This window comes from Streptomyces corallincola, assembly GCF_019104725.1.
GTDB classification, from domain to species: domain Bacteria; phylum Actinomycetota; class Actinomycetes; order Streptomycetales; family Streptomycetaceae; genus Streptomyces; species Streptomyces corallincola.
On the sequence record NZ_JAHRXF010000001.1, the window covers coordinates 119,713 to 140,934 of the forward strand.

General features: G+C 72.2%; 22 protein-coding genes. 14 read left to right on the forward strand and 8 right to left on the reverse strand.

The genetic code is table 11. From position 1 onward, the window contains the following. Positions 1–53: 53 nt before the first annotated feature. Both KUM39_RS00535 and KUM39_RS00540 read right to left on the reverse strand, forming a co-directional pair. Positions 54–989: a M56 family metallopeptidase gene (locus KUM39_RS00535; protein WP_217783287.1), complete on the reverse strand. Its 936-nt coding sequence runs from the start codon at positions 987–989 to the stop codon at positions 54–56. Positions 990–1,177: 188 nt separating this feature from the next. After that, positions 1,178–1,744: a DUF5134 domain-containing protein gene (locus KUM39_RS00540; protein ID WP_217783288.1), complete on the reverse strand. Its 567-nt coding sequence runs from the start codon at positions 1,742–1,744 to the stop codon at positions 1,178–1,180. Positions 1,745–2,009: 265 nt separating this feature from the next. Here KUM39_RS00540 and KUM39_RS00545 point away from each other — a divergent pair, with 265 nt between their 5' ends. Then, complete coding sequence (locus KUM39_RS00545; protein WP_217783289.1) at positions 2,010–2,582, forward strand: GNAT family N-acetyltransferase; 573 nt, start codon at positions 2,010–2,012, stop codon at positions 2,580–2,582. Between the two features lie 59 nt (positions 2,583–2,641). After that, the gene (locus KUM39_RS28505; RefSeq protein ID WP_281425597.1) at positions 2,642–2,767 is read left to right on the forward strand and encodes a hypothetical protein; all 126 of its coding nucleotides are present in this window, start codon (positions 2,642–2,644) and stop codon (positions 2,765–2,767) included. On the opposite strand, the gene KUM39_RS00550 is transcribed toward KUM39_RS28505, so the two are convergent. Next, a complete protein-coding gene (locus KUM39_RS00550) occupies positions 2,757–3,440 on the reverse strand; it encodes a glycerophosphodiester phosphodiesterase (protein WP_217783290.1) in 684 nt (227 codons plus the stop codon). The two genes, KUM39_RS28505 and KUM39_RS00550, sit on opposite strands and share 11 nt — an antisense overlap. 430 nt (positions 3,441–3,870) lie before the next feature. Between KUM39_RS00550 and KUM39_RS00555 the strand changes: the two genes are divergently transcribed. From KUM39_RS00555 to KUM39_RS00565, 3 genes are read left to right on the forward strand one after another with little or no spacing between them, the layout of a single operon-like run. Further along, a complete protein-coding gene (locus KUM39_RS00555) occupies positions 3,871–5,268 on the forward strand; it encodes a DUF6421 family protein (protein WP_217783291.1) in 1,398 nt (465 codons plus the stop codon). A 38-nt stretch (positions 5,269–5,306) separates the two neighbouring features. After that, positions 5,307–6,053 carry an SDR family NAD(P)-dependent oxidoreductase gene (locus KUM39_RS00560; protein WP_217783292.1) on the forward strand — a complete coding sequence of 249 codons (747 nt, stop codon included), beginning with the start codon at positions 5,307–5,309 and terminating at the stop codon, positions 6,051–6,053. Continuing rightward, the gene (locus tag KUM39_RS00565; RefSeq protein ID WP_217783293.1) at positions 6,050–7,120 is read left to right on the forward strand and encodes a threonine aldolase family protein; all 1,071 of its coding nucleotides are present in this window, start codon (positions 6,050–6,052) and stop codon (positions 7,118–7,120) included. The genes KUM39_RS00560 and KUM39_RS00565 overlap by 4 nt, the downstream gene beginning before the upstream one ends. A 68-nt stretch (positions 7,121–7,188) precedes the next feature. Here the strand turns inward: KUM39_RS00565 and KUM39_RS00570 are convergent, their stop codons facing one another. After that, the gene (locus KUM39_RS00570; protein WP_217783294.1) at positions 7,189–7,908 is read right to left on the reverse strand and encodes a lysophospholipid acyltransferase family protein; all 720 of its coding nucleotides are present in this window, start codon (positions 7,906–7,908) and stop codon (positions 7,189–7,191) included. A 319-nt stretch (positions 7,909–8,227) separates the two neighbouring features. On the opposite strand from KUM39_RS00570, the gene KUM39_RS00575 reads away from it, so the two are divergent. From KUM39_RS00575 to KUM39_RS00595, 5 genes are all read left to right on the forward strand, one after another. Beyond that, entirely contained in the window at positions 8,228–8,533 is a 306-nt protein-coding gene (locus KUM39_RS00575; protein ID WP_217783476.1) for a TlpA family protein disulfide reductase, read from the forward strand. Positions 8,534–8,812: 279 nt separating this feature from the next. Continuing rightward, a complete protein-coding gene (locus tag KUM39_RS00580) occupies positions 8,813–9,322 on the forward strand; it encodes a flavin reductase family protein (protein WP_217783295.1) in 510 nt (169 codons plus the stop codon). A 220-nt stretch (positions 9,323–9,542) separates the two neighbouring features. Beyond that, a complete protein-coding gene (locus tag KUM39_RS00585) occupies positions 9,543–10,328 on the forward strand; it encodes an electron transfer flavoprotein subunit beta/FixA family protein (protein WP_217783296.1) in 786 nt (261 codons plus the stop codon). 99 nt (positions 10,329–10,427) lie between these two features. Continuing rightward, a complete protein-coding gene (locus KUM39_RS00590; protein ID WP_217783297.1) occupies positions 10,428–11,390 on the forward strand; it encodes an electron transfer flavoprotein subunit alpha/FixB family protein in 963 nt (320 codons plus the stop codon). Between the two features lie 257 nt (positions 11,391–11,647). Further along, the gene (locus tag KUM39_RS00595; RefSeq protein WP_217783298.1) at positions 11,648–12,946 is read left to right on the forward strand and encodes a DUF6986 family protein; all 1,299 of its coding nucleotides are present in this window, start codon (positions 11,648–11,650) and stop codon (positions 12,944–12,946) included. Between the two features lie 12 nt (positions 12,947–12,958). On the opposite strand, the gene KUM39_RS00600 is transcribed toward KUM39_RS00595, so the two are convergent. Both KUM39_RS00600 and KUM39_RS00605 read right to left on the reverse strand, forming a co-directional pair. Next, complete coding sequence (locus KUM39_RS00600) at positions 12,959–13,753, reverse strand: hypothetical protein (RefSeq protein ID WP_217783299.1); 795 nt, start codon at positions 13,751–13,753, stop codon at positions 12,959–12,961. A 4-nt stretch (positions 13,754–13,757) separates the two neighbouring features. Next, complete coding sequence (locus KUM39_RS00605; protein ID WP_217783300.1) at positions 13,758–14,807, reverse strand: LacI family DNA-binding transcriptional regulator; 1,050 nt, start codon at positions 14,805–14,807, stop codon at positions 13,758–13,760. 223 nt (positions 14,808–15,030) lie between these two features. On the opposite strand from KUM39_RS00605, the gene KUM39_RS00610 reads away from it, so the two are divergent. Both KUM39_RS00610 and KUM39_RS00615 read left to right on the forward strand, forming a co-directional pair. Next, positions 15,031–15,990: an ROK family protein gene (locus tag KUM39_RS00610; protein WP_217783301.1), complete on the forward strand. Its 960-nt coding sequence runs from the start codon at positions 15,031–15,033 to the stop codon at positions 15,988–15,990. 511 nt (positions 15,991–16,501) lie between these two features. Beyond that, the gene (locus tag KUM39_RS00615) at positions 16,502–17,188 is read left to right on the forward strand and encodes a DUF4097 family beta strand repeat-containing protein (RefSeq protein ID WP_217783302.1); all 687 of its coding nucleotides are present in this window, start codon (positions 16,502–16,504) and stop codon (positions 17,186–17,188) included. A 43-nt stretch (positions 17,189–17,231) separates the two neighbouring features. Here the strand turns inward: KUM39_RS00615 and KUM39_RS00620 are convergent, their stop codons facing one another. Next, entirely contained in the window at positions 17,232–17,597 is a 366-nt protein-coding gene (locus KUM39_RS00620; protein WP_217783303.1) for a hypothetical protein, read from the reverse strand. 307 nt (positions 17,598–17,904) lie between these two features. Between KUM39_RS00620 and KUM39_RS00625 the strand changes: the two genes are divergently transcribed. Both KUM39_RS00625 and KUM39_RS00630 read left to right on the forward strand, forming a co-directional pair. Continuing rightward, positions 17,905–18,096 carry a hypothetical protein gene (locus KUM39_RS00625; protein ID WP_217783304.1) on the forward strand — a complete coding sequence of 64 codons (192 nt, stop codon included), beginning with the start codon at positions 17,905–17,907 and terminating at the stop codon, positions 18,094–18,096. Positions 18,097–18,436: 340 nt separating this feature from the next. Beyond that, positions 18,437–19,492, forward strand: coding sequence for an NUDIX hydrolase (locus KUM39_RS00630; protein ID WP_217783305.1), 1,056 nt, complete (start codon positions 18,437–18,439; stop codon positions 19,490–19,492). Positions 19,493–19,815: 323 nt separating this feature from the next. Here KUM39_RS00630 and KUM39_RS00635 read toward each other — a convergent pair whose 3' ends face one another. Continuing rightward, entirely contained in the window at positions 19,816–21,171 is a 1,356-nt protein-coding gene (locus tag KUM39_RS00635) for a dipeptidase (RefSeq protein WP_217783306.1), read from the reverse strand. Between the last annotated feature and the right edge of the window lie 51 nt (positions 21,172–21,222).

A 21,222-nucleotide genomic window follows, 5' to 3' on the forward strand; every position in this document is an offset into this window, starting at 1 on the left:
CGCCACCACCCGGCGGCGCCGAGTCGGCCGCCCGTAGGCCCCGCGCCCGGTGGTCAGCCCAGGGCGTGCAACCCCGGTACGAGGGCGACGAGGCACGGGACCACCGGCACCAGCGCTCCGGCCGCCGTCAGACGCAGCCGGTGCACGGCGGGCAGCCGGTCCGCCGGCGTCAGCAGCCGGTCCACCCGCTCACGCAGTTGCGCGCCGGGGGCGGGGGAGGGGCCGAACACGCCTCGGTCCTCGTTGAGTTCGACCAGCGCGAGCGCCGTGGTCCGGCGGCCGAAACGCCGGGACGCCATGTCGTCCGCCGCCAACTCCACCAGCCGGTGCATCTCGTCACGGAACGCGGCGAACACCGGTACCTGCGGGAACCCGCCCGCCAGCGCGGCCGAGCAGTGCAGCAGCCAGTGGTGCCGGGCCCGGTCGTGACCCTGCTCATGCGCCAGCAGCGCGTCCAGCTGACGGCCCTTCAACCGGCGCAACGCGGCCGTGGTGACGACCAGTCGAGGGGCGGGACCGGACAGCCACCAGGCATCCGGCCGCTCACCCTCCAGGACGACCAGACGATCGGCCTCCGACTCCTCGCCGGGCAACAGCGGTGCGCGAACCAGGAGTTCGGTGCGCCTGCGCCGCCTGCGCGTGCGCGCCCGCAGGACCTCGCGCACCAGCATGGCCAGCGTCCACACCCCGCCCAGGGCCAGCGCGATCGCCGTGGCGGCGGCCCACGGCCCGGCGGTGCCGAGCGCGTAGGCGTCCACCACCGCGCGCGGCGCCGACGCGAACAGATACGCGCGCACCGCGTCCCAGGCCGCCGCCGCGCTCAGCGTCATCGACAGCGCGCAGCACAGCAGCACCGCCACCACCACGCACTGCCACACCCACAGGGCCACGACCGGCTCCCGGTCCCGCCAGTCGGCACGCGCCAGTGAGCGCGGAGCGACGACGGCGGTCAGCGCGCCGAGCAGCAACAGTGCCACGGGGACCATCATGCGCAGCACCTTATGAGCGCCGAGGTGCTCATGGGGGGAGTAGCGACGGGAAGTGACGCAGGCAACGTGAGGCGCCGAACGTCCGTGTGTGCCCCGCGCCCATGTGCTCCGCCCCCATGCCCCGGGCCCATGTGCCCCGGGTCCATGTGGCGTCCGCCCATGTGTTCCGCACCCGCGTGTCGTGGGCCTCAGACCGTCAACAGCATCGCCACCATCCCGATCCCCATCGACAACCGGCACGCGCGCACCAGCTCCGGCCGGTCCCCCCAGCGGGCGCGCGGTGCGGCAGGGGCCTGTGCGTCACCGTGCGTCGGAACCAGACGCGCGCCGGAGAGCAGGACGTACCCGCCGAAGTAGAGGAGGAGCCCGCCGGTCACCAGGGGTATGCCGGTGGCCGTGTGGTCGTGGTGGTGGGAGCCGGTGACGGCGGGCGCCGCCGCCATCACCAGGGACATGTAGATCATCGCCGCCGTGCCCACCACGTGGTGCAGATGGTGCGGGTCGCGCCGGGCCACCCACAGCGCCCGCAGCGCGGCGGCGCCGAACACCGCCGCGTATAGCGGCCAGGCCCACTCCGGAGGCCGGAACACCGTGGCGGGCACGGCCATCGCGGCCATGCCGAAGCCCATCAGCGCCTCCCCGCCCGCCGCGCGACGCTGGTTCTCGACGCCGCTGCGCATGCGCAGCAGGCAGTAGGCCCCGGTCGCCGCGCACAGCGCGACCAGCAGCCAGGCGGCCGACACCGGTCCGTGCACCTGCTCCTCCACCCGTTCGACACCCGGTCGAGGGATGCGATGCCCACACCGGGCGGAGCGCACGCGAGCGCAAGGGTGTACACGGGGAGCATTCGACGGAGCACACCTGGTGGGAAAGGGGTGACACCTCCGCGTATCCCCGGACCGTGGCGCCGCTCCCAGTACCGGGGCGGCCCCGGTACCTGTGTCGTCCCCGGGTCGGCTCCGTACCCGCCGGGGTTACCCTCGTCCCCGGTACCCCCTGCCGCAGATCGGAGCCGCACGCATGGAGACCGCCGCTTCAGGGGTGACCTTCCGGGACGCCACCGACGCCGATGTGGACGAGCTCGTCGCGCTGGTCGAGTCGGCCTACCGGGGGGACTCCAGCCGGGCGGGGTGGACGACCGAGGCGGACATCCTGGAGGGGCAGCGCACCGACCCCGAGGGTGTGCTCCAGGTGATCAAGTCGCCGGACAGCCATGTGATGACCGTCGAGCGGGACGGCCGCATCGTCGCCTGCTGCCAGCTCGAACACCGCGGGGACCACGCCTACTTCGGCATGTTCGCGGTCACCCCGGCTCTCCAGGGCGCCGGACTCGGCAAGGTGATCCTCGCCGAGGCCGAGCGCCGCGCCCGCGAGACCTGGGGCGCCGCCGAGATGCACATGACCGTGATCTCCGTACGCGAAGACCTCATCGCCTGGTACGAGCGGCGCGGGTACCGCCGTACGGGCCGGACGACCCCGTTCCCGTACGGCGACGAGCGCTTCGGCATCCCTCAGCGGGACGACCTCCGCTTCGAGTTGCTGATCAAGCGGCTCGAAGAGCGGGCGGGGCGACTCGGGGACCGGACGCCGTAAGGGGTACGGCAACGCGCCATGTGGGCGGGAGCCATGTGCCCCCGCACCATGCTTTCCCCATGCGCCAGGTGCGCGCCATCCACCTGTCACCCCACATGGGCGCCCGGTCCACCGCAGGGCCCCGGCGCCCCGAACTCCCGGCACCCGTACCCGCTCCCGCACCCCGCTTCACGCTCAAGCCGTGAAGCGCCCCGTCCGCTTGATGTCCGGATAGTCGGTCGTCGCGCCGTCGAGCCCCAGCGCGCGTACCAGCCGCAGCTGGTCCTGGGTGTTGACGGTCCAGCCGATCACGCGGAGGTCGGCCGCCCGTGCGCGTTCGACGACCTCCAGGGTGATCCGGCGGATATTGAGGACGAGGGTCGAGGCGCCCGCGTCCAGGGCGCGCCGGACCACCTCGGGACCGTAGCGGCCCGCGATGAGCGCCGTGCGCACCCCCGGCACCAGGCGCCCGATCTCGGCGACCGCCTCGTCGTGGAACGACGAGACCTCCACCCGCCCGGCCAGCTCCCGCCGGATCATGACCTCGGCCAGCGCGTGGGCCGCCGCCACGTCCTTGATCTCCGCCTGGAGCGGCGCGTCCACCGCGTCCAGCACCTCCTCGAAGACCGGGACCCGCTCACCCCGGCCCGCGTCCAGCGCTCGCAGCTCCGCGAGGGTCTTCTCCGCGATGGGCCCGCTGCCGTCGGTCGTACGGTCCACGTCCGCGTCGTGCATGACGACCAGCGCGCCGTCCTTGCTCAGATGGAGATCGAGTTCGATGAGGTCGAGGCCGGCCTGCTGCGCGGCGACGAAGGAACGGAGGGTGTTCTCGGGCTCGACGCCCATGACCCCGCGATGACCGATGGTAAGGAAGTTCAAGGTTCGACTCGCTTCCGTCAGCGGCGGTTCGGGCACCCGCGTATCCGACGGGACTCCGTCGTCCGCGCGGCAGGCTACGCAGCCTAACGGCGCCCTTCCCGGTTCGACCCGCGCGTACGCGCCCGGACGGGAGTGCGAAGCGCGCTCCGCCTGGCGTGTTTCCGCCCCCGCGCTCACCCGGAGACGGCCGCGACCGCCGCCCCACCGCTGTCCGGACGCACGCGTGTCCCCCGGCTGGATTCCGCCCCTCGTACCCCACCCGTCCACCCCGTACGCCCAACGTCGAAGTGACCGCCATCACGGTTTCGCGCAGGAAAATCAGCGGTGACCATGCGGTCGCGCAGAATAATTTCCCGCAATGCCTCTTGATGCGGGAAACCGGGTACGCATACGGTGTCCATACGCGAGGTTCTCCCGTGGAGGATGGGACATGACGGAAATTCTTGAGCAGGCCGCTACCGAAGGACGCGCTCCTTCGCAGACCAGGGTGGTCGAGCACCCCGCATGGACCCAGCTCAAGGAGGCCGTGGAGCAGATCCGGCCATCGCAGTCCAAGGACGGATCGATCGACTTCGACGCGGAGGGCGCCCCCGACCGCGCCCTTGTCGAGGCCGCCGTCCGCCGGATCACCGGTGCCGTCGAGCAGCTCTCCCCGCTCCTCCCGCACGACGCGGCCTACCACGAGGCACTGGTCGGCGACCTGCGCCGCTGGGCCGAGGGCGGCTTCGCGGTGCCGGACTTCCTCGACTCCCTGCTGGCCTTCCAGCCCGCCGCCCAGCGCGCCGACGGGCTCCAGCACCTCGTCGTCTTCCCGATGTACACCCAGAACGGCAACCCCGACCGCAACCTCGAAGCGGTCGTGCTGCGCATGGTCTGGCCCGAGTGGCTGGCCGAGCTGGAGCGCACCCGGTACGACAACCCGCTCTTCTGCGGCATCACCTTCGAGGACTTCACGGCCGGTTACGACACCAACTCGGCCGTCCTCTTCCCGGAGACCATCGCCGTCCGCGAAGCGCCGGAACGTTTCTCCTGGGGTGGCATCTTCTGCGACCGCGAGGCGGCCCGCTTCCGCCGGGTCACCGACGCCGCCGTCGGCCTGCTCGGTCTGGAACTGCCCGAGGACATCGCCGCGATGGTCCACGACCAGCGCCGCTGCGAGGACGCGTTCGTGCTGTGGGACATGGTCCACGACCGCACCCACAGCCACGGCGACCTGCCGTTCGACCCGTTCATGATCAAGCAGCGCCAGCCGTTCTGGATGTACGGCCTGGAGGAGCTGCGCTGCGACCTGACCGCCTTCAAGGAGGCCGTCGCGCTCCAGGCCGACGGCGTCCCGCAGGCCCGTGACGTGCAGTACGCCGTCCTGTTCGACCGGATGTTCCGCTTCCCCGTCACCGGCGACCGGGTGCGCAACTACGACGGTCTCGGCGGCCAGCTCCTCTTCGCCTACCTGCACAAGCACGACGTGGTCCGCTGGACGGACAACAAGCTCACCATCGACTGGGAGCGCGCCCCGCAGGTCACCAACCAGCTGTGCGCCGACATCGAGCAGCTGTACCGCGACGGCATCGACCGCCCGAAGATCGTCCACTGGTTCGCCGGGTACGAGCTGGTCGCCACCTACCTCGCCCCGCACCCCGGCTCCAAGTGGGCCAAGGGCCCCGACGCCCTCGACCTCACCCAGCCCCCGCGCAAACTGGTGGACGACGTGCTTCCGGACGAGTTTCCGCTCAGCATGTTCTACGAGGCCCTGTCCAAGAAGCTGAAGAACGTGATCGCCTCCACCAAGGGCATCACGGCGGACAGTGCCGAGCGGCTCGCCGCGTGAGCGACCGCGTCCAGCAGGCAGCACCAGAGGGGAAGAACATGGGGAACGGGTCTCTCACCGGAGCGGTGATCGCGGTGGCCGGTGCGGGCGGTCCCGCCGGACAGGCGACGCTGGTCAGGCTGGCCGAGGCGGGCGCGGTCGTGGTCGGCGCCGACAACAGCGCCGAGCGGCTGGCCGAGGCGGTGGACGCGGCGCGCTACGCCCGCGGCGGCGCCACCGTCACCGGTGAGACGGTCGATCTGCTCGACCTGGACTCCGCCCGGCAGTGGGCGGCGCGCATCGAGAAGGAGCACGGCCGGATCGACGGCCTGGTCCACCTCGTCGGCGGCTGGCGCGGCAGCTCCGGCTTCGCCGAGACCGACCTCGCCGACTGGGACCTGCTGGAGAAGCTGCTGATCCGCACGGTGCAGCACACCTCGCTGGCCTTCTTCGACGCCCTCCAGCGCAGTGACCGGGGCCGTTACGTCCTCACCAGCGCCGCCGGTGCCCAGAAGCCGACGGCCGGGAACGCCGCGTACTCCGCCGCCAAGGCCGCCGCCGAGTCCTGGACGCTGGCGATGGCCGACGGCTTCCGCAAGGCGGGGGGCGAGGACGGACCGCGCTCGGCGGCTGCGATCCTGGTGGTGAAGGCACTGGTGCACGACGCGATGCGCGCCGAACGCCCCAACGCGAAGTTCGCGGGCTTCACCGACGTCAAGGACCTGGCCGAGGCCATCGAGGGCGTCTGGCAGCGGCCCGCCGCCGAAGTGAACGGAAACCGTCTGTGGCTGACCGAGAAGCCGTGAACCCACCCAGGACCGACGCGCGTCGCCACCACGACCCGGACGTCCGCGGTTTCGCCAGCGACAACTACGCCGGGGCCCACCCCGAGGTGCTGGCCGCCCTGGCCCTCGCCAACGGCGGCCACCAGGTGGCGTACGGGGAGGACGACTACACCGCGAACCTCCAGCGGATCGTGCGCGGTCACTTCGGTGCATCCGCCGAGGCGTTCCCCGTCTTCAACGGCACCGGTGCCAACGTCGTCGCCCTCCAGGCGGTCACCGACCGCTGGGGAGCGGTGATCACGGCGGAGAGCGCCCACATCAACGTGGACGAGGGCGGCGCCCCGGAACGCATGGGCGGCCTCAAGCTGCTCACCGTGCCCACCCCGGACGGCAAGCTCACCCCCGAGCTGATCGACCGGCAGGCGTACGGCTGGGACGACGAGCACCGCGCCATGCCGCAGGTCGTCTCGATCACCCAGAGCACCGAACTCGGCACCCTCTACACGCCGGACGAGATCCGCGCGATCTGCGACCACGCCCACGCGCACGGCATGAAGGTGCACCTGGACGGGTCCCGGATAGCCAACGCCGCGGCCTCCCTGGACGTGCCGATGCGCACGTTCACCAACGCCGTCGGCGTGGACATCCTGTCGCTGGGCGGCACGAAGAACGGCGCGGTGTTCGGTGAGGCCGTGGTCGTGCTGAACCCGGACGCGGTCAGCCACATGAGGCATCTGCGCAAGCTGTCCATGCAGCTCGCCTCCAAGATGCGCTTCGTCTCGGTGCAGTTGGAGGCGCTGCTCGCCAAGGACCTGTGGCTGCGCAACGCCCGGCACGCCAACGAGATGGCCCAGCGGCTCGCGGAGGGCGTCCGCGCGGTGCACGGGGTGGAGATCCTCTACCCCGTGCAGGCCAACGGTGTGTTCGCCCGGCTCCCGCACGAGGTGAGCGTGCGGCTGCAGAAGCGGTTCCGCTTCTACTTCTGGGACGAGAACGCCGGTGTCGTGCGCTGGATGTGCGCCTTCGACACCACCGAGGAGGACGTGGACCTCTTTGTCGCCGCGCTCAAGGAGGAGATGGCCCGCTGACGGCACGGCGACGAGCGGCCACCCGGGGAACTCCCCCGGGTGGCCGCTCACTTGTGTACGGGGGGCGCCTACTCCGCCAGGGGTGCCGTACCGCCGAGGTGGGCCGGGAGCCACCAGGAGTCCTCGGGGTTCCTCGGCCGCGCCGGATAGGCCCGCTGGGCCGCCTCCAGCAGCTCCTGCACGCGCTCGCGCAGCCGCCGGGTGAGGGCGCCCGTGAGGTCGCCGTCCGCCGGGTCGCCGTCGGCCGCCCGCACCGGCTCGCCCACCCGCAGGGTGATCGGGGTGTGGCTGCGGCGGAAGTTGCGCGGATGGCCCTTCGTCCACAGCCGCTGCGTGCCCCACAGCGCCATCGGCACCAGCGGCACACCCGCCTCCTGCGCGAGCCTGGCCGCACCGGACTTGAAGGTCTTCAACGTGAACGAGGGCGAGATCGTGGCCTCGGGGAACACCCCGACGACCTCCCCGGAGCGCAGCGAGTCCAGCGCGTGCGCGTACGCCTCGTCACCCTGCCCGCGGTCCACCGGGATGTGCTTCATCGCGCGCATCAGCGGCCCGGACACCTTGTGCCGGAAGACCGACTCCTTGGCCATGAACCGCACCAGACGCTTCTGCGGCAGGGCCGCCAGCCCGTTGAAGATGAAGTCCAGATAGCTGATGTGATTGCTCACCAGCACGGCGCCGCCCGTCCGCGGGATGTTCTCCGCGCCCTGGCAGTCGATCTTCAGGTCCCAGACCTTGAACATCGTCTTGGCGAATCCGATGACGGGGCGGTAGACCAACTCGGCCATGTTCGGGGAGGGGCCCTTTCTGCTCTGCTCGGGAAAGGGGCTCCCGGCGGGTGGAGGCGGGTAACTTACGCGGCCGTAGGTTACGGCGTCCCGCAGATCGTGCCCCAAGAACGGACGGGGGACCACCTCCGGTGCCCGGCCACGGGGAGATCCTCGTCACGTGACGCGGACGCGGCGCGGGAATCTTCCCGGCCCGGCGGACGCTGTCCGGGGGTGACGACCCGAGGGCGGCCGCCGCGGGTCCGACCCCGTGCGCGTCGTCCGGACACCGCGCGAGCGGAGAAGCGGAGGGTGCCCGGTGCACGGGCAGGACCAGGAAATGCGGCTGCGCGCGGCCGAGTTGGGCACCGCACTGGGGGAGCGGGCCACCCTCGTCCAGTTCTCCACCGCGTTCTGCGCGCCCTGCCGGGCCACCCGGCGCGTCCTCGCGGACGTGGCCGCGCTGGTCCCCGGCGTGGCCCACGTCGAGATCGACGCCGAGGCGCACCTGGACCTCGTACGGCGGACGGAGGTGGCCCGTACCCCCACCGTGCTGGTGCTCGACGCGGAGGGACGCGTGGTGCGGCGGGCGGCGGGGCAGCCGCGCCGGGCGGACGTGATCGCGGCGCTCGGGGAGGCGATGTGAGAGGCGATCCGAGGAGCGGGCCGCGGGTCCGCGCGGGCGGTGTGCGCCCGGCGGACGGCCGGGGCGGCACGCGCCGGGCGCGCCCGGCGGGACATCTCCCGCATGACGGAACGCCCTTGACCGCGCGTACCCCCCTTCGTCAGCCTGGCGGGGTGCCGATCCCACTCCTTCTCGCCGCGAGGGTCCCCGTGGACCTCGCCCGGATCGCCGACGCGCGCTGTCCGGGCCGCTGAGCACCCACGGACCCGTACGCCTGCCACCGCGGAAGAAGGACACCCCATGACGGCCACACCCGACCTCGGCGCTCTCCGGACCGCCACGCCCGACCTGCTGCGTTCCACCTTCCGGCGGCACGCCGCCGGTGTCGCGGTCGTCACCGCGTCCGGCGCCGCCGGACCGGCCGGTTTCACCGCCACCTCCCTCACCTCGGTCTCCGCCGAACCCCCGCTGGTCTCCTTCGGCATCGGCACCGGCGCGTCGAGCTGGCCCGCGGTGTCCGGGGCGGAACACGTCGGCGTGCACATACTCGGCGAGCACCAGAGCGACCTGGCCGCCACCTTCGCGCGCAGCGGGGCCGACCGGTTCGGGCGGCCGACGGCGTGGCGCGAGGGGCCGCACGGCGTCCCCGTGCTGGACGGCGTGCTGGCCTGGCTGGTGTGCCGGGTGGTGGCCCGCGTGCCCGCCGGTGATCACCGGATCGTGCTCGCGGAGGTCGTCGTCGGGGACGCGAACGGGGCCGGACAGCCCCTCCTCTACCACCAGGGACGCTTCAACGGCCTGCGGGACTGATCACCCCGCCCGCTTCGGCGGCGGAGACGAGTTCCGGTTACGCTGCGTTGCGAAGGTCACAGTTCAAAGCGCTTGCTCAGCGGGCATGAACTGAGTGTACTGACGAGTAATATTTCGGCCGGAGCGCCCCGACGCCCCGGACCGGGATCGGCCGCTTCAGGCGCCTATGCTGCCTGGCAAGAGGCAGCCCGGAAAAAGACGATGCAGTAGGAGAGCCGGCGTGAGCTTGAGGATCGTTGTCACTGTGAAGTACGTGCCCGACGCCACCGGCGACCGGCACTTCGCCGATGACCTGACCGTCGATCGCGACGACGTGGACGGTCTGCTCTCCGAACTGGACGAGTACGCCGTCGAGCAGGCCCTCCAGATCTCGGAGAACGCGGACGACGCCGAGGTCACCGTTCTCACCATCGGCCCCGAGGACGCCAAGGACGCGCTGCGCAAGGCGCTGTCGATGGGCGCCGACAAGGCCATCCACGTCGAGGACGACGACCTGCACGGCACCGACGCCATCGGCACCTCCCTGGTGCTCGCCAAGGCGATCGAGAAGGCCGGTTACGACCTCGTGATCTCCGGCATGGCCTCCACCGACGGCACGATGGGCGTCGTGCCCGCGCTGGTCGCCGAGCGCCTCGGTGTCCCGCAGGTCACCCTGCTCTCCGAGGTCTCCGTCGAGGACGGCACGGTCACGGGCCGCCGTGACGGCGACACCGCCTCCGAGCAGCTCCAGGCGCAGCTCCCGGCGGTCGTGTCGGTCACCGACCAGTCCGGAGAGGCCCGCTACCCGTCCTTCAAGGGCATCATGGCGGCCAAGAAGAAGCCGGTGGAGTCCTGGGACCTGTCCGACCTGGACATCGAGGCCGAGGAGGTCGGCCTGGACGGTGCCTGGACCAAGGTCGAGGACGCCACCCAGCGCCCCGCCCGCACGGCAGGCACCATCGTCAAGGACGAGGGCGAGGGCGGCAAGCAGCTCGCCGAGTTCCTCGCGGGCCAGAAGTTCATCTAGGGCGCGTTTCGAAAGTCCCGTCTGCCCGGCGCCACTTTCGAAACACCCCCTGGCCCCCGCCGCCCGCCCCTCAACTTCGTTTAGCAGGAGAGCATTCGCATGGCTGAAGTCCTCGTCTACGTCGATCACCTCGACGGTGCCGTCCGCAAGCCCACCCTGGAGCTCCTGACCCTGGCCCGCCGCATCGGCGAGCCCGTCGCCGTGGCGCTCGGCAACGGCGCCGCCGACACCGCCGCCACCCTCGCCGAGCACGGCGCGGTGAAGGTCCTCACCCACGACGCCGCCGAGTACGCCGACTACCTCGTCGTACCCAAGGTGGACGCCCTCCAGGCCGCCCACGAAGCCGTCTCCCCGGCCGCCGTACTCGTCCCGTCCTCCGCCGAGGGCAAGGAGATCGCCGCCCGCCTGGCGCTCCGCATCGGTTCCGGCATCATCACCGACGCCGTGGACCTGGAGGCCGGTGCCGAGGGCCCGGTGGCCACCCAGTCGGTGTTCGCCGCGTCCTTCACCACCAAGTCCCGCGTCGCCAAGGGCACCCCGGTCATCACGGTCAAGCCGAACTCGGCCGCCGTGGAGGCCGCCCCCGCCGCCGGTGCGGTCGAGGCCCTCTCCGTGACCTTCTCCGCGCAGGCCACCGGCACCAAGGTCACCAGCCGCACCCCGCGCGAGTCCACCGGCCGCCCGGAGCTGACCGAGGCCGCGATCGTGGTCTCCGGCGGCCGTGGCGTCAACGGCTCCGAGAACTTCTCGGTCATCGAGGCCCTCGCCGACCAGCTCGGCGCGGCCGTCGGCGCCTCCCGCGCCGCCGTGGACGCCGGGTGGTACCCGCACACCAACCAGGTCGGCCAGACCGGCAAGTCCGTCTCGCCGCAGCTCTACATCGCCAACGGCATCTCCGGCGCCATCCAGCACCGGGCCGGTATGCAGACCTCGAAGACCATCGTGGCCGTCAACAAGGACGCCGAGGCCCCGATCTTCGACCTGGTCGATTACGGCGTGGTCGGTGACCTCTTCGAGGTCGTCCCGCAGCTCACCGAGGAGATCAAGACCCGCAAGGGCTGACCTCCGCCGGGACCCGGACCCGCGAGGGCCGGTCCCCCCACCGCCGGGCGCGTCCCGGCGGCCGATCCGGGCCGAGGCCCCCGCGACCGCGCAGGTCACGGGGGCCTCGGTGCATCCTGGAGAGCGCGTAGGCCCCGGCCGGGCTCGGCGTGGCACCCCGCCTCCGGAGGAGAGGTGTTGACCTCCCGGAAGCGGGCCGGATAGCGTCATTCAACGGATTGTTGATTCCGTACGGCGGGACATCTGGAGGGCGCGGGATGGGCCAGCAGGAGAAGGCCGCGACGAGTCTCGCGGGTTCCGTGAGCGAGGAGATCGGCGCCCTGCTCGCACCGGTGGACGCCGAACTGGAGCGCCGCTATCCCGGCGACCCCGGCACCCGGCAGCCCGTGCACACCGTTTACGTCCCCGCCGACACCTTCACCGCCGACACCGCCCGCGCCTGGGGCGACCGCGCTCTCGCCGCCCTCGACGAACACGCCCCGGACGCCGCCTCGTTCGCCGCCGTCCTCGGCCTCCCCGACGCCCTCGCCGGGCCGGTCCACGACCGCGTCCGCGCCAAGCTGGAACGCGAGCCCGTGGAGGACCTGCGCATCGACTTCGAGGACGGCTACGGCGTCCGCCCCGACGCCGAGGAGGACGAACACGCCGTCCGCGCCGCCCACTTGATCGCCCGCGCACACACCGACGGGACCGCCACCCCGTACGCCGGAATCCGCGTGAAGTGCATGGAGGCCGCCGTCCGCGACCGGGCCATCCGCACCCTGGACATCTTCCTCACCGGCCTCATGGCGGCGGGCGGTCTGCCCGGCGGACTCCTCCTCACCCTGCCCAAGGTCACCTACGCCGAACAGGTCACCGCCTTCGCCCGGCTGCTCGACGCCTTTGAGAGGGCCCACGCGCTCCCCGCCGGACGCCTCGGCTTCGAGATCCAGATCGAGACCAGCCAGGCGGTGCTGGCCGCCGACGGCACCGCCACCGTCGCCCGCATGATCCAGGCCGCCGAGGGCCGTGCCACCGGTCTGCACTACGGCACCTTCGACTACAGCGCCTGCCTCGGTGTCTCCGCCGCCCACCAGGCGAGCGACCACCCCGTCGCCGACCACGCCAAGGCCGTCATGCAGGTCGCCGCGGCGGGCACCGGCGTCCGGGTCTGCGACGGCTCCACCAACGTCCTGCCCGTCGGCCCCACGCCCCGGGTCCACGACGCGTGGCGGCTGCACCACCGCCTCACCCGGCGCGCCCTCGCCCGCGCCTACTACCAGGGCTGGGACATGCACCCCGGCCACCTCCCGACCCGCTACGCCGCCGTCTTCGCCTTCTACCGCGAGGGCTTCGAGCAGGCCGCCGGACGGCTCGCCCGCTACGCCCACCGCACCGAAGGCGACGTGATGGACGAGCCCGCCACCGCCAGGGCCCTCAGCGGCTACCTCCTGCGCGGCCTCGACTGCGGCGCCCTCGACACCGCCGAGGTCGCCCGGCTCAGCGGCATGACCCGGTCCGACCTGGAGAGCCACGCGGCACCCCGGCCCGGAGATCTCACCGCGTCGGCGCGGTGACCTGATCGGCGACTAGCCTTCAGTTGGCGGGAGTTCGGCGCCCGGACCGGTGCCCCCGGGGTGGCCGGGCGCGTACTCCTCCAGACCGGACGACGTCACCCACCCCAGTTCCGCGAACAGCCGCGTACCCCGCGCGCACCGGGTGACGTCGGCACGGGCGCGGGCGCTGAACTCCTCCGGGGTGTCCCCGAACAGCTCACGCAGCCCGGCCGACCTCCGCAACAGCTCGGTGAGCAGCGGAAGCTGACCGGGATGCCGACGCGGCGCGCCGTCGCCGTCACGCAGTACGCCGTGCCGGTTGACGTACACATACGCACCCGGCAGCAGCGTGCCGTCCGCCAGTTCCAGACATACGCCGGGCGAAGGCACCCAGACACGGCGGAAGTTGCCCTCGGGCAGCCTCGCGCCCTCACTGGCGTCGATGACCTCCAGTTGCCGGGGGTCCAGCCAGATCAGGAACAACTCCCGTGCCGATCCGGCGGACTTCACCGGAGCGGCCGAGACGTACCCCATACGGCTCACATGCGCGGAGACGCCCACGTCCACCCCGGTCACCCGGACACGCACCATCGGCACCGGAGTCGTCAGTCCGAACTCCGCGAACTTGTGCCGCAGTTGGCCCGGTGAGGCGTTGGAGCCGACCGCCAGCACGGGGGAGCGGTCGGGGTACGTCAGGCGGTCCAGCGGGAGCATCCGGTCGCCGTGCAGCAGACCGGACCCGGCGGGCCAGACGCCCGGATAGCTCAGCGGGCGGTCACGGGGCGCCTCCGCGAGCCCCAGTTCCACCAGTGAACGGCCGGTCGTCATCGGCTCACCGCGCGGGCGGCAGCTCGCCCGAGCCCCGCGTCACGAGCCGGGTCGGCAGCTCGATCCGCTCCGGCGCGAGCAGCGTGCCGTCGAGTTGACGGAACAGCCGCTCGGCCGCCGTGCGCCCCAGCGCCGCCGCGTCCTGCGCCACCACCGTGACACCGGGCCGCAGCAGATCGGCCAGCTCGATGTCGTCGAAGCCGACCAGCGCCACCGGACGCTCCAACTCGGCCAGCACCCGCACCACGGTCACCGTCACCCGGTTGTTGCCGGTGAAGATCGCCGTCACCGCGTCCGGCCCGGACAGCATGTCCTCGGCGGCCCGGCGCACCCGGTCCGGATCGGTGGCGCCGAGCGACATCCACGGCTCCTCGACCTCTATCCCCGCCTCGTCCATCGCCGCCCGGTAGCCGCGCAGCCGCTCCGCCGCCGTATGGATGCGGGGCATGTCACCGATGAACCCGATCCGCCGGTGCCCGTGCGCGATCAGATGGGCCACACCGTCCCGCGCCCCGCCGAAGTTGTCGGACAGCACCACGTCCGCGTCGATCCGCCCGGCCGGACGGTCCACGAACACCGTGGCCACCCCCGCCCGCACCTCCGGCTCCAGATACCGGTGGTCGTCACCGGCCGGGATGATGACCAGACCGTCCACGCGCCGCGCGCACAGCGCCAGCGCCAACTCCTGCTCCCGGTCCGGGTCCTCGGCGCTGGAACCGTTGATCAGCAGGGCGCCGTGCGCACGGGCCACCTCCTCGACCGCGCGGCTCAGCGGACCGTAGAAGGGATCGGCCAGATCCTCCAGGATCAGTCCGATGCTTGCCGTACGGCCCTTGCGCAGCACCCGCGCGCTGTCGTTGCGGCGGAAACCGAGCGCGTCGATGGCCTCCTGCACCCGCCGCTCGGTGTCCGGGGTGACACCGGGCTCGCCGTTGACCACCCTGGAGACCGTCTTCAGCCCCACCCCGGCCCTCGCGGCCACGTCCTTCATCGTGGGACGATTGCCGTAACGGGGCCCGGAGTTGCGGTCTGCGCGGCGGGTGGTGTCGGGCACGATGCGGCGTCCTGTTCCTGTCGTACGTACGGTCCGGCGGCGTCCGGTACGGTTCCGGCGGACCGTCTGAGGATGTGGCGTCGAGCATAGAGCCTGGACAACGTTGTCAGATGCGCGAGAGACTGAGTAACGCTGTCTCCGGCCTGCGCCTCCACCGCACGACCGGCCTGCCGCTTTTCTGAAGTTCTGACTTTTCAAGGTTCGACGGGGAGATCTGACTCTGATGCACACCGACCTCGTGGCGGCCCTGGACATCGGCGGTACCAAGATCGCCGGCGCGCTGGTGGACGGCCACGGCCGCATCCAGGTGCGTGCGCAGCGCGCGACGCCCGCCAAGCAGGACGGCGAAACGGTCATGCGGGCCGTCGAGGACGTACTGGCCGATCTCGCCGCCGCGCCCCTCTGGGAGCGCGCGGTGTCGGTGGGCATCGGCAGCGCGGGCCCGGTGGACGCCTCGGCGGGCACGGTCAGCCCGGTGAACGTGCCGGGCTGGCGCGGCTTCCCTCTCGTCGAGCGCGTCCGCTCGGCCACCGGTGGCCTCCCGGTCGAGCTGATCGGCGACGGTGTCGCCATCACCGCCGCCGAACACTGGCAGGGCGCCGCACGCGGCCACGACAACGCGCTGTGCATGGTCGTCTCCACCGGCGTGGGCGGCGGCCTGGTCCTGGGCGGCCGACTGCACTCCGGCCCCACCGGCAACGCTGGGCACATCGGGCACATCAGCGTGGACCTGGACGGCGACCTCTGCCCGTGCGGGGCGCGCGGCTGCGTCGAGCGCATCGCCAGCGGTCCCAACATCGCGCGGCGCGCACTGGACCAGGGCTGGCAGCCCGGCCCGGACGGCGACACCACCGCCGCCGCCGTGGCCGCCGCCGCGCGTGCCGGTGACCCGGTCGCCGTGGCCTCCTTCGAGCGCGCCGCCCAGGCCCTCGCCGCCGGGATCGCGGCCACCGCAACGCTCGTGGAGATCGACATCGCCGTCGTCGGCGGCGGCGTCGGCAAGGCGGGGGACGTCCTCTTCACCCCGCTCCGCAGGGCCCTGGCCGACTACGCCACGCTCTCCTTCGTCCAGCGGCTCACGGTCGTGCCCGCGCAGATGGGGACGGACGCGGGGCTGGTGGGCGCGGCGGCTGCGGCGCTCAACCGCCGGGCCGGGGTGGAGACCGCGGCGGCGGGGGTGTGAGGGGGCTTCAAGGGAGCCTGGGGCTGTAGGCGGGCCTTGGGTGTGGGGGCGGAACGTGTGAGGGGTCCGCTTGTGTGAGGTCGGCAGGGGTGTCGGTCTCTGTGGGCTTGGCACATGTGGCGTCGGCGCGTGGGGGTGGGGGTTCGGCACATGTGGAGCCCGCACATGTGGAGCCCTTGGGTGGGCCGCGCGCCGGGCCCCGGCGGTGACCAGGTGCAGCCCTCACGTGTGGGGCTGATGCGCGGCGCGCATTTCGGCTGACGCGCTTACGAACGCCTTCACCGAGGTCCGCTCGCTCTCACTCCGCTCCGCACCGGCACCTGGGGTGTTCCCCCTCTCGTATTGGGGGGTTTTCCCCAGTGAGGACGGGGGCTGTGACTCCGTAGCATCGTGATCACCGGTTGACGGTCGTGCTCACACCACACGGGGGACTCCCATGCGACGCCTACGCCCACGCCTACGTCTACGCTCACGCACCCGCGTTCTGTCAGCGGTGGTGCTGGCCGCGCTGATGACGACCGGGCTGTCCGCGTGCTCCGGTCTCACGCAGCACACCTTCGAGGACGACGCCAAGGTGTCCAAGGAAGTCACCTCGGTCCGCATCGACAACACGAACGGCAGTGTCAAGGTGGACGCCACGGCCGACTCCTCCGTGATCTCCGTGAACCGCAAGGTGAGTTACCGGGGTGACGAACCGTCCGGCACGTCCTTCCGTGTTGCCGACGGAGTCCTGACGCTCGGCGGCTGCGGCAGGAACTGCGGTGTCTCCTACGTGGTGAAGGCGCCCGCCGGTCTGCCGGTGACCGGTGGCACCTCCAACGGCGGCATCGCCCTCACCGGAGTCGGCCCGGCCGATGTGCACACCAGCAACGGGAACATCGAGGTGACCCGCGCGAAGGGGCCCGTGAAGCTGCGTACGACCAACGCGGAAGTCACGGTGACGGACGTCGAGCACGGCGGCATCGACGCCCGCACGACGAACGGTGAGATGACGATCCGTACCGCCAACGCTCAGGACATCAAGGCCCGCACGACCAACGCCGGTCTCACGGTCACGGCGCCGCCCGCGAGGTACCGGATATCCGCGCGCGGTACCGGCGGCGAGAAGCGCCTGGCGTTCCGGGACGACCCGTCGGGCGGGTACCGCCTGGACCTGTCCACGACGAACGGTGACCTGACGCTGGATTCCGCGCGCTGAACAGCGGTGGGGGCCGGGGCGTGGTGACGTCGCCCGCCCGTGGTCAGACCTCCGTCGTCCGGAAGATGTGGACGAGCTCGATCCGGCCCACGATGTGCGCGTTGAACTCGTCCAGTTCCTCCGCCGGAACCCACAGCTCCAGGATGGTCTCGCCGCCCGCCTGCTGGACGGGGTAGCGGCGCAGGAACTCGGAGTCCACCTCGAAGCGCGTCACGAAGCCCGCGCCGTCGTGCTTGACGTTCCAGTCACGGGCGATCCGGATCGCGTAGTCCTCGTTGCAGACCGGGTAGAAGATCGGCTGTTCGGGCAGGCGCGGCGGCCAGGCCCGCCAGCCCAGCTCCGTGACGAGGTCCAGCTCTCGGGGGCTCGTGGGACGCCAGAGGGTCGTCGTCGTGGGGGTTCCGGGCATGGCTGATCCTTGGCGGTCTTCGGTGGGTGGGTGGACCCGTCCGCAGGGCGCGGTTCCGTCACGCACGATTCCGGTCGGGCAGGTCGGGCAGGTCGGGCAGGTCGGGCAGGTCGCGCCGGTCGGGAGGGCGGTCGGTCGCGGCCCGACGATACTGGGCCGCGAGCACGGCGGATCAGGCAGTTTCTCTCTGGGGGCGGCGACGGTCTCCGACGCCCTCACCGAGTTCTCGCCCGTTTTCGCGTGGCCCGGCGCAGGGCAATCGCGGGAATCCGCGTGACCCCCGGCCGCTTCGGTAGTTGACCCAGGCATGAAGAAGCGCAGCATGCTCGCCCTCGCCACTCTGGCCACCGGATTCGTCGTGGCGGCCGTCACCCCCTCCCACGCGGCGGACCACGCGCCGCTCAATGACCTCAACGTCGCGGGCACCGTGGACAACGTCGATCATCTGGTCAGCCAGGACAGCCTCGCGGTGGACGAGAACGCGCTCGGCCAGAAGTAGGCACGGGGGAGCGGCACCGGAGTAGTCAGGGGCAGCAGGGTCAGCTCCAGTTGCTCCGGTATACGCACCCCGTGCTCCACGCCCCTCGCCGTGTCCGGCACTTCCCGAGTCCTCCTGCCCGTAGGGGACTTTCAGTGCTGCAAGCGCCGGACAGCCTCCGACCTCCGTGCTTCCGGCCCCGCCCGCCGGAGCCCCATCCCTCCCGGCTCCAGCCGGTCCGTGTGCCGGTGCCCCTGTCGCGGGGGCACCGGCACCGCCGTGCGCACCCTCAACGCGAACTGGTTTCCGTGGCAGGGTGGAGCGGGCAAGCCACAGGGGGCCAACAGCAGAGGGGGAGTCCGTGACCGTCGTCTGGATCAACGGCGCCTTCGGTGCGGGGAAGACCACCGCCGCACGCGAACTGATCGACCTGATCCCGAACAGCACGCTCTTCGACCCCGAGGTCGTCGGCGGGACGCTCGCACATCTGCTGCCGCCCAAGCGGCTGGACGACGTGGGCGATGTGCAGGACCTGCCGATCTGGCGCAGGCTCGTGATCGACACCGTGGCCGCGACGCTCACCGAGTTGGGCGGTACCCTCGTCGTTCCGATGACCCTGCTGCGGCAGGAGTACCGCGACGAGATATTCGGGGGCCTCGCCGCCCGCCGTATCGCCGTACGCCATCTGCTCCTCGCCCCGGCCGAAACGATACTGCGGGCGCGTATCGCCGCGCGGGAGACCGTACCGGCCGCGCCGGACGGCGAACCCCGGCGGGACCAGGAGACGTACGACCGCATCGAGCCCTACCGGAACGCCCTCGCCTCCTGGCTGAGCGCCGACGCGTATCTCCTGGACACCAGCGGTCTCACCCCGTACGAGACGGCGGTCAGGGTCGCGGAGGCGGTGGGCAGTGGCGAGGCCGCTCCGTGCGAGATCGTGCAGACCCCCGAACCGGCCGGTGAGACGGTCGCCGCCGGGGTGCTCCTCTTCGACGAGTACGACCGGGTGCTGCTGGTGGACCCGACCTACAAGCCCGGCTGGGAGTTCCCCGGCGGTGTGGTCGAACCCGGTGAGGCGCCCGCGCGGGCCGGGGTGCGCGAGGTCGCGGAGGAGACCGGTATACGGCTCCGGGAACTGCCCCGGCTGCTGCTGGTGGACTGGGAGCGCCCGGAGCCCCCCGGCTTCGGCGGGCTCCGCCTGCTGTTCGACGGCGGCACCCTGGACGCCGCCGAGGCGTCCGGGGTGCTGCTCCCCGGCCCCGAACTGCGCGGCTGGCGGTTCGCCACCGAACAGGAAGCCGCCGACCTGCTGCCACCGGTCCGCTACGAACGCCTCCGCTGGGCACTGCGGGCCCGTGAGCGCGGCAGCGCCCTCTACCTGGAGGCAGGGGTTCCGGTCGCCGGACAGGCGGCCTGAGGGCCGCGTAGGGGCGTACGTCGCGGTCGGGCGGCGCCCCGCTGTGCTGCTGCGGCACCGGCATTCCGCGTGCGAGCCGCCCGCCCCGCTCCTGGCAGATCCGTATCCGGACTGTCGTCCGGGAGGTGCGGAGACCGCCGACCGGCGACCGTGAGGAGCCCGGCGACGGTCATCGGGCCGCCGCCGGGTGGCCCCGCTCGGCCTGCCGCCCTCGCAGGCGAGCCGGGCCCCACGGCACGCGCCCGCGGCGCGTCACCGGCCCCGACACAGGCAGGCCGCCCACCCCCGGAAGGCAGGCGGCCACTCCGCTGAGCGTGTCCCGCTCAGCCCGCCGCGTAGTTCGTCAGGAACAGCGCCTCCGCCACGGACAGGCGCTCCAACTCCTCAGGAGACACGCTCTCGTTGACCGCGTGGATCTGGGCCTCCGGCTCGCTGAGGCCGATGAGGAGGATCTCGGCGTCCGGGTAGAGCGTGGCGAGGGTGTTGCAGAGGGGGATGGAGCCGCCCTGGCCCGCGTACTGCATGGTCTCGCCGGGGTAGGCGACGGCCATCGCGTCGGCCATCGCGCGGTAGGCCGGGCTGGAGGGGTCGGCGCTGAACGGCTGGCCCTGACCGATCTGTTCGGCGCTGACCCGGGCGCCCCACGGGGTGTGCGCCTCGATGTGGGCCTGGAGCAGCTTCGCCGCCTCGCCCGCGTCCACGCCCGGCGGCACCCGGAGGCTGACCAGGGCCCGCGCGCTCGCCTGCACCGACGGGGTGGCGCCGACGACCGGCGGGCAGTCGATGCCGAGCACGGTGACGGCCGGACGCGCCCAGATGCGGTCGGCCACCGAGCCGCCGCCGATCAGAGCGACGCCGTCCAGCACCTTGGCGTCCGTGCGGAACTGCTCCTCGGTGTAGTCGAGTCCGTCCCAGCCCGCGCCCTGCTCCAGGCCGTCCACGGTGGTCGAACCGTCCTCGGCGCGCAGCGAGTCCAGCACGCGGATCAGCGCGCCGAGCGCGTCCGGGGCGGCGCCGCCGAACTGACCGGAGTGCAGGTTGCCGGCCAGGGTGTCCACCTGGACCCGCACCATCGCCATGCCCCGCAGCGTGGTCGTCACGGTCGGCAGGCCCACCCGGAAGTTGCCGGAGTCACCGATGACGATGGCGTCGGCGGTGAGGAGTTCGGGGTGCTGCTCGGCGTAGCGCTCCAGGCCGCCGGTGCCCTGCTCCTCGGAACCCTCGGCGATGACCTTGACGTTGACCGGGACGCCGCCGTTCGCCTTGAGGGCGCGCAGCGCGAGCAGGTGCATGATCACACCGCCCTTGCAGTCGGCGGCGCCGCGCCCGTACCAGCGGCCGTCGCGCTCGGTCAGCTCGAAGGGCGGAGTGGTCCAGCCGGTCTCGTCCAGCGGGGGCTGCACGTCGTAGTGGGCATACAGCAGAACCGTTTTGGCGCCCTCGGGGCCCGGCAGGAAGCCGTACACCGACTGGGTGCCGTCCGGGGTGTCCAGCAGGGCCACGTCCGTGAAGCCCTCGGCGCGCAGCGCGTCGGCCACCCAATTCGCGGCGCCCTCGCTCTCGCTCCTGGGGAACTGCGCGAAATCGGCCACCGATTTGAAGGCGACGAGTTCGGCCAGTTCCGCCTTGGCGCGGGGCAGCAGCGAGGCGACGGTCTCGGCGACCGGATGCGACGACATGGGCACGCTCCTCGTGGGTGCGACGTTGTAGAGCTGGGAGGACCGATCCTC

What these genes read in the sequence shown, in the direction of transcription:
- KUM39_RS00535 (WP_217783287.1), bottom strand. Translation starts at nt 989, where the DNA reads ATGATGGTCCCCGTGGCACTGTTGCTGCTCGGCGCGCTGACCGCCGTC.
- KUM39_RS00545 (WP_217783289.1), top strand. Translation starts at nt 2,010, where the DNA reads ATGGAGACCGCCGCTTCAGGGGTGACCTTCCGGGACGCCACCGACGCC.
- KUM39_RS28505 (WP_281425597.1), top strand. Translation starts at nt 2,642, where the DNA reads ATGCGCCAGGTGCGCGCCATCCACCTGTCACCCCACATGGGCGCCCGG.
- KUM39_RS00555 (WP_217783291.1), top strand. Translation starts at nt 3,871, where the DNA reads ATGACGGAAATTCTTGAGCAGGCCGCTACCGAAGGACGCGCTCCTTCG.
- KUM39_RS00560 (WP_217783292.1), top strand. Translation starts at nt 5,307, where the DNA reads ATGGGGAACGGGTCTCTCACCGGAGCGGTGATCGCGGTGGCCGGTGCG.
- KUM39_RS00570 (WP_217783294.1), bottom strand. Translation starts at nt 7,908, where the DNA reads ATGGCCGAGTTGGTCTACCGCCCCGTCATCGGATTCGCCAAGACGATG.
- KUM39_RS00575 (WP_217783476.1), top strand. Translation starts at nt 8,228, where the DNA reads ATGCGGCTGCGCGCGGCCGAGTTGGGCACCGCACTGGGGGAGCGGGCC.
- KUM39_RS00580 (WP_217783295.1), top strand. Translation starts at nt 8,813, where the DNA reads ATGACGGCCACACCCGACCTCGGCGCTCTCCGGACCGCCACGCCCGAC.
- KUM39_RS00590 (WP_217783297.1), top strand. Translation starts at nt 10,428, where the DNA reads ATGGCTGAAGTCCTCGTCTACGTCGATCACCTCGACGGTGCCGTCCGC.
- KUM39_RS00595 (WP_217783298.1), top strand. Translation starts at nt 11,648, where the DNA reads ATGGGCCAGCAGGAGAAGGCCGCGACGAGTCTCGCGGGTTCCGTGAGC.
- KUM39_RS00600 (WP_217783299.1), bottom strand. Translation starts at nt 13,753, where the DNA reads ATGACGACCGGCCGTTCACTGGTGGAACTGGGGCTCGCGGAGGCGCCC.
- KUM39_RS00610 (WP_217783301.1), top strand. Translation starts at nt 15,031, where the DNA reads ATGCACACCGACCTCGTGGCGGCCCTGGACATCGGCGGTACCAAGATC.
- KUM39_RS00615 (WP_217783302.1), top strand. Translation starts at nt 16,502, where the DNA reads ATGACGACCGGGCTGTCCGCGTGCTCCGGTCTCACGCAGCACACCTTC.
- KUM39_RS00620 (WP_217783303.1), bottom strand. Translation starts at nt 17,597, where the DNA reads ATGCCCGGAACCCCCACGACGACGACCCTCTGGCGTCCCACGAGCCCC.
- KUM39_RS00625 (WP_217783304.1), top strand. Translation starts at nt 17,905, where the DNA reads ATGAAGAAGCGCAGCATGCTCGCCCTCGCCACTCTGGCCACCGGATTC.
- KUM39_RS00635 (WP_217783306.1), bottom strand. Translation starts at nt 21,171, where the DNA reads ATGTCGTCGCATCCGGTCGCCGAGACCGTCGCCTCGCTGCTGCCCCGC.